At 61.3% G+C, this 9,497-nt stretch carries 10 protein-coding genes and 2 pseudogenes; 5 read left to right on the forward strand and 7 right to left on the reverse strand.

What is annotated here, in order from left to right:
• The 4 genes from NMG46_RS29220 to NMG46_RS29235 all read right to left on the reverse strand — a co-directional run.
• Nucleotides 1-292 (reverse strand): ATP-binding cassette domain-containing protein (locus NMG46_RS29220; protein WP_254820737.1); only part of this gene is annotated, 292 nt, incomplete at its 3' end.
• A gap of 15 nt (nt 293-307) precedes the next feature.
• Nucleotides 308-1,465, reverse strand: a complete 1,158-nt coding sequence (locus NMG46_RS29225; RefSeq protein ID WP_254820738.1) for an amino acid ABC transporter permease — start codon at nt 1,463-1,465, stop codon at nt 308-310.
• Between the two features lie 4 nt (nt 1,466-1,469).
• Nucleotides 1,470-2,657, reverse strand: a complete 1,188-nt coding sequence (locus NMG46_RS29230) for an amino acid ABC transporter permease (protein WP_254820739.1) — start codon at nt 2,655-2,657, stop codon at nt 1,470-1,472.
• A 63-nt stretch (nt 2,658-2,720) separates the two neighbouring features.
• The gene (locus tag NMG46_RS29235) at nt 2,721-3,749 is read right to left on the reverse strand and encodes an amino acid ABC transporter substrate-binding protein (RefSeq protein ID WP_254820740.1); all 1,029 of its coding nucleotides are present in this window, start codon (nt 3,747-3,749) and stop codon (nt 2,721-2,723) included.
• A 427-nt stretch (nt 3,750-4,176) separates the two neighbouring features.
• Here NMG46_RS29235 and NMG46_RS29240 point away from each other — a divergent pair, with 427 nt between their 5' ends.
• The 4 genes from NMG46_RS29240 (at nt 4,177) to NMG46_RS29255 (ending at nt 7,214) form a co-directional block, all read left to right on the forward strand.
• Nucleotides 4,177-5,346, forward strand: coding sequence for a cystathionine beta-lyase (locus NMG46_RS29240; RefSeq protein WP_254820741.1), 1,170 nt, complete (start codon nt 4,177-4,179; stop codon nt 5,344-5,346).
• 241 nt (nt 5,347-5,587) lie between these two features.
• Nucleotides 5,588-6,259 carry an RNA polymerase sigma factor gene (locus tag NMG46_RS29245; protein ID WP_254820742.1) on the forward strand — a complete coding sequence of 224 codons (672 nt, stop codon included), beginning with the start codon at nt 5,588-5,590 and terminating at the stop codon, nt 6,257-6,259.
• A 104-nt stretch (nt 6,260-6,363) separates the two neighbouring features.
• The gene (locus NMG46_RS29250) at nt 6,364-6,888 is read left to right on the forward strand and encodes a DUF4142 domain-containing protein (protein WP_254820743.1); all 525 of its coding nucleotides are present in this window, start codon (nt 6,364-6,366) and stop codon (nt 6,886-6,888) included.
• Nucleotides 6,889-6,902: 14 nt separating this feature from the next.
• Entirely contained in the window at nt 6,903-7,214 is a 312-nt protein-coding gene (locus tag NMG46_RS29255) for a cupredoxin family copper-binding protein (protein ID WP_254820746.1), read from the forward strand.
• A 106-nt stretch (nt 7,215-7,320) separates the two neighbouring features.
• Here the strand turns inward: NMG46_RS29255 and NMG46_RS29260 are convergent, their stop codons facing one another.
• The 3 genes and pseudogenes from NMG46_RS29260 to NMG46_RS29270 all read right to left on the reverse strand — a co-directional run bounded on the left by NMG46_RS29260 (nt 7,321) and on the right by NMG46_RS29270 (nt 9,372).
• Nucleotides 7,321-8,541, reverse strand: coding sequence for an anion transporter (locus NMG46_RS29260; RefSeq protein ID WP_254820744.1), 1,221 nt, complete (start codon nt 8,539-8,541; stop codon nt 7,321-7,323).
• A 125-nt stretch (nt 8,542-8,666) separates the two neighbouring features.
• Nucleotides 8,667-8,917, reverse strand: a pseudogene (locus NMG46_RS29265) (IMP dehydrogenase); the annotation flags it as partial.
• Between the two features lie 68 nt (nt 8,918-8,985).
• Entirely contained in the window at nt 8,986-9,372 is a 387-nt protein-coding gene (locus tag NMG46_RS29270) for a hypothetical protein (RefSeq protein WP_254820745.1), read from the reverse strand.
• A gap of 3 nt (nt 9,373-9,375) precedes the next feature.
• Here NMG46_RS29270 and NMG46_RS29275 point away from each other — a divergent pair.
• Nucleotides 9,376-9,497, forward strand: a pseudogene (locus NMG46_RS29275) (IS630 family transposase); the annotation flags it as partial.

The following is a 9,497-nucleotide window of genomic DNA, read 5'->3' on the forward strand; positions in this document are numbered from 1 at the left end:
TCTTCTTCAGATCGTTGGTCAGTTCCTTGCCGTCGACGATGATCTTGCCCTTCTGGTGTTCCTCCAGCCGGTTGATGCAGCGGATCATCGTCGATTTGCCGGAGCCCGACGGGCCGCAGATGACGATCCGCTCGCCGCGCATCACCTTTAGATTGATGTCCTTCAGCACATGGAATTCGCCGTACCATTTGTGCATGGCGATGATGTCGATGGCGACATCGGTGGTGGAAATGTGCATCTTGGCGGCATTGACCTTGATCTCTTCCGCGCTGACGGCGTTTTCTATGGCCATGACAAGGTCCCCTTTTTAGCGTTTGTGGCCGGTGTCGAGACGGCGTTCCGTATACATTGAATAGCGCGACATGCCGAAGCAGAACAGCCAGAAGATGAAGGCCGCGAACACCAGGCCGGATCTGGCCGTCTGCGGCGTCGCCCAATTGGCGTCGGAGAAGTTCTGCTTGACGATGCCGAGGAGGTCGAACATCGAGATGACGATGACCAGGCTGGTGTCCTTGAACATGCCGATGAAGGTGTTGACGATGCCGGGAATGACCAGCTTCAGCGCCTGCGGCATGACGACCAGGCCCATCTTCTGCCAGTAGCTGAGGCCGAGCGAATCGGCGCCCTCATACTGGCCTTTGGGGATCGCCTGCAGGCCGCCACGCACCACTTCGGCCATGTAGGCGGCGGCAAACAGCGACACGCCGATCAGCGCGCGCAGGAACTTGTCGAAGCTGACGCCGGCCGGCAGGAACAGCGGCAGCATCACGCTGGCAAAGAACAGCACCGTAATCAGCGGGATGCCGCGTACCGTCTCGATGAAGATCACGCACAGCAGCTTGACGATTGGCATGTTCGAGCGCCGGCCGAGCGCCAGCACGATGCCGATCGGCAGCGACACGGCAATGCCGACGAAGGACAGGCTGAGCGTCACCAGCAGTCCGCCCCAACGCGACGTCTCGACATGCGGCAGGCCGAATATGCCGCCGACCAACAGAACGAAGGCGACGACCGGCAGTACAAGAAAGAGAAGAATGGCATTCAGCCCCTTGCGCGGTACGCGCGGAATGAGCAGCGGCACCAACAGTGCCACGAACAGGATGGCCACCACGATCGGCCGCCAACGCTCCTCGATAGGATAGGTGCCGAACATGAACTGGCCGAACTTGGCGTTGACGAAGGCCCAGCAAGCACCGGTCCAGCCATCCGGCTGGATGCCGCCTTGCGCTACGGTGGCGCAGACCGAGCGGTCCGGTCCGGTCCACTGGGCGTTGATGAAGGCCCAATTGATGATTTGGGGCAGGATCATAGCGACCAGCGCGATGCCGACGATGGTGAGAATGGCGTCGCCCGTGGTGGCAATCAGGTTCTTGCGGATCCAGGCGGTGAGGCCACGCTCGCTCGACGGCGCCGGTTGGGCCAGCGCCATCTCCGTCCGCACCCAGGACATGTCGTGTTCCTGCATGGCCCTACCTCTCCACCAGCGCCATCCTGGCATTGACGACGTTCATGATCGCCGACGTGATCAGGCTTAGCGCGAGATAGACAGCCATCATGATCACCACGCCTTCAACCGCCTGCCCGGTCTGGTTCAAGACAGTGCCGGCAGTCGCCGTCAGGTCCGGATAGCCGATGGCGATGGCGAGTGAAGAGTTCTTGGTCAAGTTCAGATACTGGCTGGTCAGCGGCGGAATAACGATGCGCATCGCCTGCGGCACGACGACAAGCCTGAGGATCGATCCCGAGCGCAGCCCAAGTGCCGCGGCCGCCTCGGTCTGGCCCGTGCTGACGCCCCTGATGCCGGCGCGCACGATCTCGGCGATGAAGGCGGCCGTATAGCAGGACAACGCCAGATAGAGTGACAGGAACTCCGGTCTGACCTGAAAGCCACCGACCAGGTTGAAAGTCGATTGCTTCGGGAATTCGAAGCTCAGAGGAAAGCCGCTCAGCGCGTAGGCCAGCAGCGGCAGGCCGACAATCAACGCTATCGATGTCCAGAGCACCGGGAATGGCTGACCCGTCGCCATCTGCCGCTGCCGCGCCTTGCGGGCGACGAACCAGGCCATGGCAATGCCGAGGAGCAGGGCGACCAGGATCAGCCAGGAGCCCTCGCCCCAGACAGCGCGCGGAAAATAGAAGCCGCGCTGGTTGAGAAAGGAGCCGAACGGCAAATTAATGCTCTCGCGCGGCGGCGGCAGCACGGCGAGCACGCCGGAATACCAGAAGAAGATGACCAGCAGCGGCGGGATGTTGCGGAAGACCTCGACATAGACCGTGCAGATCTTCCTGATCAGCCAGTTGCGCGACAGTCGGCCAATGCCGACGATGAAACCGATGATGCTGGCGGTGATAATGCCGACGACGGCCACGATCACGGTGTTGATGAAGCCGACCAGGATGGCTCGGAAATAAGTCGAATCCGACGAATAAGCGATGGCGCTTTCGCTGATGTCGAAGCCGGCGCGGCCCTTGAGAAAGCCGAAACCGGAAGCGATGTGCAAGCGCGTCAGATTGACGATGACATTGTGGGTAACCCACCAGACCCCCGCTACCAGCAGGACGAGGACCAGCGCTTGAAAGAATATACCGCGGACACGAGGATCATTAATGAGGGAACCGCGGCTTGGCCCCTCGCGAAGAACTTCCTGCGATGCCATTCGACAGTCCCCTGGAAAGAGAGACCGGAAGGCAGACGATCTGCCTTCCGAATCCATTTTCGATCAGCGGATCGGCGGAGCGTATTGCAGACCACCCTTGGTCCACAGCGCGTTGATGCCGCGCGCGATCTTCAGCGGGCTGCCCGAGCCGACATTGCGCTCGAACATCTCGCCGTAATTGCCGACGGCCTTGACGATGTTGACGACCCAGTCGTTAGAGACGCCGAGATCGGTGCCGATCTTGGTGTCGGCTTCCTGGCCGAGCACGCGCTTGATCTCGGGACTGTCCGAGTTCTTCATCTCGTCGACATTGGCCTTGGTGATGCCGAGTTCCTCGGCGTCGAGCAACGCGAAATAGGTCCACTTGACGATGTGGTACCATTGGTCGTCGCCCTGGCGTACGGCCGGCCCAAGCGGTTCCTTGGAGATGATCTCGGGCAACACGACGTGGTCGGCCGGCGCACCGAGTGTCAGGCGGATGCCATAGAGGCCCGACTGGTCGGTGGTGTATACGTCGCAGCGGCCGGCGTCATAGGCGGCGTTAACCTCTTCCAGCTTTTCGAAGACGACAGGATTGTACTCCATCTTGTTCGACTTGAAATAGTCGGCAAGGTTGAGCTCGGTCGTGGTACCGCTCTGCACGCAGACCGCCGCGCCCGAAAGCTGCAGCGCCGAGTTCACGCCCGGAAGCTTCTTGGCGTTGATCATGAAGCCCTGGCCGTCATAATAAGTCGTGCCGATGAAGTTCAGGCCGAGTGCGGTGTCGCGATTGATGGTCCAGGTGGTATTGCGCGACAGGATGTCGATCTCGCCCGACTGCAGAGCGGTAAACCGCTCCTTGGCACTGAGCGGCGTAAACTTCACCTTGGTGCCATCGCCGAACACGGCGGCCGCCACAGCGCGACAGAAGTCCGCGTCGATGCCTTGCCACTCACCCTTGTCGTCCGGCGCCGAGAAGCCGGCCAGACCGGTCGAGACGCCGCATTGGATGAAGCCCTTCGCTTTGACATCGTCGAGCGTGGCCGCCGAAGCCGCCGAAGCCGCGAATCCAAACGCGGCGGCGCCCAAAACGCCGATTGCAATGTGTTTCATGACCCACAGACCCTTTTCTGTTTTTTCCAGGCGAACCTGACTTTTTCCCGTGTGAACGCAGCTATGTATCCCGGCCCATTACCGGAATCGCGCATCGTAACCGACGCGCTGCCTCCCATTCACGAACAACATCGAAGGCGATTATTCCTGTGAGGTCAAGGGAAATGACCAAATCCGAAAGACTTTGAAAACCAACCGCCTGAAATGCCTGAAATTGCAGACAAACGCGCTCGCAAATTGGTCAGCGCGCCAATTAAGCCGGCAAAGTCCGACCGTGACTTGCCCAGCGCACCTGGCAGCCGTTCAGAGGATCTACGGCGCATTGCTGAATTGGCATATTCAAGACCTTGGCCTGGCGAGTTCGGTGCGGTTGCGCGGCCAATGCCGCCGCACTATGGCTAACGACCAACCCATGGGACGAAAAGCAATGGCAAAAGACGACAGCGAGATGGGCGTCAACACGCGGCTCGCCCATTCCGGCAACAACCCGCATGACTATTTCGGCTTCGTCAATCCGCCGGTGGTGCATGCCTCGACCGTGCTCTATCCCAATGCGGCGGCGATGGCTTCACGCAGCCAGAGATACACCTACGGCACGCGCGGCACGCCGACCACCGATGCGCTGAACAGCGCGATCGATGCGCTGGAAGGTTCGGCAGGCACGGTCGCGGTACCGTCCGGCCTGGCGGCGGTGACGCTGCCGCTGCTCGCCTTCCTGTCGGCCGGCGATCATCTGCTGATCGTCGATTCCGTTTATCATCCGACCCGCAACTTCGCCGACACGATGCTGAAGCGGCTGGGCATCGAGGTCGAGTATTACGAACCGCGCATCGGCGCCGGCATCGCGGCGCTGATCAAGCCCAACACCAAGGTGGTGTTCACCGAATCGCCGGCCTCCAACACTTTCGAGGTGCAGGACATACCGGCCATCGCCAAGGCAGCACATGCCGCCGGCGCCATCGTCATGATGGACAACACCTGGGCGACGCCGCTCTACTTCCGCCCGCTCGACCACGGCGTCGACATCTCCATCCACGCGGCGACGAAATACCCGGCCGGCCATTCCGACGTGCTGCTCGGCACGGTGTCGGCCAATGCAGCTTGCTGGAACCAGCTTTGCGAGACGTTCAACACGATGGGCTGCTGCGCCGGACCGGACGACGTCTACCAGGTGCTGCGCGGCCTGCGCACGATGGGCGTGCGGCTGGAGCATCATCAAAAGAGCGCGCTTTCCCTCGCCGGCTGGCTGGAGGGTCAGCCCGGCGTAGCGCAGGTGCTGCATCCGGGGCTGCCCAGTCATCCCGACCACGCTATGTGGAAGCGCGATTTTTGCGGATCGAGCGGCATCTTCTCGATCGTTCTCGCGGGCGGCGGACAGAAGCAGCAGCACGCCTTCCTCGACGCGTTGAAGTTTTTCGGCCTCGGCTATTCCTGGGGCGGCTATGAGAGCCTTGCCGTGCCGGTATTCCTTGGCGACCGCACAATCGCCAAGGGCCCGTATGACGGGCCGCTGGTGCGCCTGCAGATCGGGCTCGAGGATGTCGAGGATTTGAAGGCCGACCTGGCGCGCGGGCTGGCGGCGGCCGCTGAGGCCTGAGCCAGCACCCTCCAGACTGAGTCAGAAAATCGGCGTAACAGCCTGGAAAAATTGCGATCCTGAGCGATATCACGGCGACCGATCGGCCGGCTCTACAAAACAGGGGCGGCGGCGTGGTGAAGGCGGTAGAATAGCCTCTGCCGGCGCTTGAAACGGATAGGCTGGCCGGCGGGATCGGTCGGGAACCTTTTGTCGACCGATGCATCCAATGTCGGATGAGAAGCCTATCAGGAGATCGGCCATGCCTGCTGCGTTGACGGCAACGCCCGCCGCTTCCGGCGATATGCAGCTTGTCGGCCGCGCGCTGGCACGTGATGGCGATGCATTCCGCACCATCATCAAGAGGCACAACCAAAGGCTCTACCGCATCGCCCGCGGCGTTGTGCGGAACGACAGCGAGGCCGAGGACATCGTCCAGGAGGCGTATGTCAGCGCCTTTGCCCATCTCGAGTCCTTTCGCGGCGATGCCTCGCTCGCCACATGGCTGTCGCGTATCGTTATCAACGAAGCGCTCGGCCGCTTGCGCAAAAGGCGGCGAATGGTAGCGATGCCTGAAAGCCCGCAAGCCGAAATCATCCGGTTTCCCCTCAACCCGAGCGACGATCCGGAGCGGACGATGGCGCAACGGCAGATCCTTGAGCTTGTCGAACGGGCAACCGACAGTCTTCCCGATGTCTACCGGATGGTGTTCGTGGCGCGCGTCATCGAGGGATTGAGCATCGAGGAAACCGCCGAACTGCTTGGCGTGCGACCAGAAACCATCAAGACCCGGCTGCACCGCGCCCGCGCGCTGGTGCGCAAGGCGCTGGACGACCAGATCGGCCCGGTGCTGCTCGACGCCTTTCCGTTCGCGGGCCGGCGCTGCGAACGGCTGACCAATGCCGTGATGCAGCGGCTTGGTCTTTCCGGATAGGCCGCGGCGATTTTCGCGGGAACGTTTTCCCGTGACCTGCATCCAATGAGCATCACTGAAAACGAAGCCCGATGCAGTTCCGCGTCGGGGCGAAGGAGAGCATCATGTTTATTCGATCGACCACGGCACTGGCCGCAATTTTCCTGCTTGGCGCGGCGCCCTCGTCGCAAGCTGCCGACAAACCGACCGATCCGCAGATCGCACATATCGCCTACACAGCGGGCGTGCTTGACGTCGAGGCGGCCAAGCAGGCGCTGAAGAAATCGAAAAACAAGGAGGTCGTGGATTTCGCCAAGGACATGGTGCGAGATCACGAGGCGGTCAACAAACAGGCTCTCGACCTGGTCAAGAAGCTCAAGGTCACGCCTGAGGATAATCCGACGAGCAAAGCGCTGACCAAGGCGGCGGCCGAGGAACGTGCCAAGCTTGCCAAGCTCAAGGGCGCAGCGTTCGACAAGGCCTATGTCGCCAGCGAGGTGGCCTACCACAAGCAGGTCAATGGCGCGCTCGAAACTCTGCTGATTCCGTCGGCCAGCAATGCCGAGCTGAAGAGCCTGCTGGAAACCGGCCTGAAAATATTCCAGGGCCACGAACAGCACGCCGAACACGTCGCCGGCATGCTGAAGTGAGGATCGAGCCAATGATGTCGCGGCGGCATCTGTGGGTTGCTCTGGCATTGGCCACGGGTGCCGCGCCGGCCAAGGCCGAAACCATCGAGGTGACGATCGAGAAGCTTGTGTTTTCGCCGGCGAAGATCGAGGCGAAGGTCGGCGACACGATCAGGTGGGTAAACAAGGACGTGTTCGCCCACACGGCAACCGTCAACGGCGCCTGGGAAGTGATGATCCCGCCGAAGAAGGCAGCGAGCCTGACGGTGAAGAAGGCGGAATCGGTCGATTATTTCTGCCGCTTCCATCCCAACATGAAAGGCCATCTGACGGTGACATCGCCCTGACCGGCTAATGTTTGCCGCGCAAAAGTGTGCAGCGGTTTTGCGATAACGACATGACGAAAAGGAGCCTAATGCGCGCCGCACGAGGTGGGTCGAACACGACGCGCTTCTAGGCCGCCAGCCATGCCGTCCCGGCAAGAAGGGTCACCAGCGTCAACGGCAGGCCGACCTTGAAGAAGGCGATGAAGCCCAGCGGTTTGCCGGAGACCCGCGCGTGCTCGGCAACGATCAGATTGGCGACCGAGCCGAGCAACGTGAAATTGCCGGCCAGCGTCGAGCTCATGGCGACGACCAGCCAGGCCCGCTCGGGGTTTTCCAGTCCGGGCACGAACGGCTTCAGCGCCAGCACGGCCGGGACATTGCTCATGATGTTGGACAGCACCGCGGTGAAGCCGGACAGCCGCCAGACATCATTCAGCCCAAGGTCTTTTGCCGAAGCGACGATGTCGGGCGTAAGCAGCGTCTTCTCGGCTCCGGCGACGACGATGAACAGCCCGGCGAACATGAACAGCAGCGGCCCATCGATCTCGCGATAGATGCGCTCAGGTTTGATGGCGCGGGTCAGCAACAGAATCGCGCCGCCGATCAGCGCCGCCTTGGCAACCGGAACGCCGGCAAAGAAGGCGATGGCCAAACCGATACAGACGACCACCGCCTTCAGCACCTGCCCCGGCAGCATGCGGCCTCGGTAGACTTCGGGGCTGAGCTCGGCCTTGCGCGAAAATTCGGCGCGGTAGACGATGCGGATGATGACGATGACGGCGACGAGGCCGAACAGGGCCACCGGCGCAAGCGCCGCCGAGAAGGCCGGATAGGAAATCCCCGACAGGGCGCCGATGACCATGTTCTGCGGATTGCCGGTGATGGTCGCGACACTGCCGCAATTGGATGCGGTCGCCGTGGCGATCAGATAGGGAACCGGGTTGCGGTTGATGACGCGGGTGACATGGACGACGATCGGCGCCATGACCAGGCAGATAGCGTCGTTGACGAGGAATGCCGACAGGACGCCGGTCAACAGCGTCACCATCACCAGCAGCATGAATGGCGCATGCGCATGCTCGATGGCGAACCCGCCGAGCGCGCGAAACGCGCCCGACACTTTCAGATGCGCCACGACGATCATCATGCCGAGCAGAAGCGTGATGGTGTCGAAGCTGATGGCGCGGTAGGCGTCTTCCATGTCCAGCGCGCCGATGGCGATCATCGCCGCACCGCCGAGCAGTGCTATCCCTGCCCGGTCGAGGCGCAGCCCGGGTACCCTGCCGACAGCAACGCCGGCATAGGTCAGGACAAGGATCAGCAGCGCCGCCGCGCCCATCGCTGTCATGTTTCAGAAATCCTGTCGAGAGCGCGCTCATTTGTTCGGCGCTTTCTCCTGCGATACACGACAAAATGGCGGAAACTGGTGCGCCGTTTTGGCGCACCAGTTTCCGCCAAGTGTTTGGCTGCGACTTACACCCGGAGTAGCGTCTTGATCGCACGCCTCTCATCCATGGCGCGATAACCCTCGGCGACATCTAAAGCGGCAGCGTGAGGTCGAAGACCTTTCCGGGATTGATCTTGCGATCGAGCACGAGGTCCATCACGTGCGGGAGGAAGCGCCGAACCGGAGCGGGACCGCCAAGCAAGCTTTTCTGAGCGAAGAAGAAACCCTAGCCATCGAGTTGGACGCCGTGCGGCACTCCGACAAAGCCGATCGAACCGTCTTGCTGAGATCGTATGAACGTCAACGGCGGCGAATAGCTCCTGTATATTCACCATACATATCGAATTAAGTAAATACGACTGTGTCGGTCACGCCGAAAGCTACAAGGCCATCCCCGCCCGGGTCGTCGAACACTCCCCTGGTGATTTTCGTCCATTTGTTACTGCTGAAATCAAAATGGTAGACCGATATTCCACCAGGAATTTTCCAGTTCATCATTTCAGAAGTACTGATGAGATTCGCCTCAATTTTTCCGGCCGGTGCGCTGAAACTGTACTGATCGAGTAATGCGACCTTTGTTTCCGAGGTCGTCGGGCAGAGCTTCACCAATGGCGGACCGTCTGAGGCAGATACGGAAACACCCTCCCCGCCACAGCGTAGAGTGCTCCTGAGACGCGGCTGGCGGTTTTTGTCAAAACGCCCAGGTTCACCGGACCATTCGGAGGCCAGCATCGGATGACGCGACCGCTTTCGGATGATCTTCGCGAACGTGTTGTAGCGGCGGTTTTGGGTGGCGAGAGCCGCCGGTCGGCCGCGAAACGGTTCGGCATTTCGGTTTCGGCGGCGGTGAAGTTGTT

It is taken from the genome of Mesorhizobium sp. LMG 17147, from assembly GCF_024297145.1.
In the GTDB taxonomy this organism is placed as follows: domain Bacteria; phylum Pseudomonadota; class Alphaproteobacteria; order Rhizobiales; family Rhizobiaceae; genus Mesorhizobium.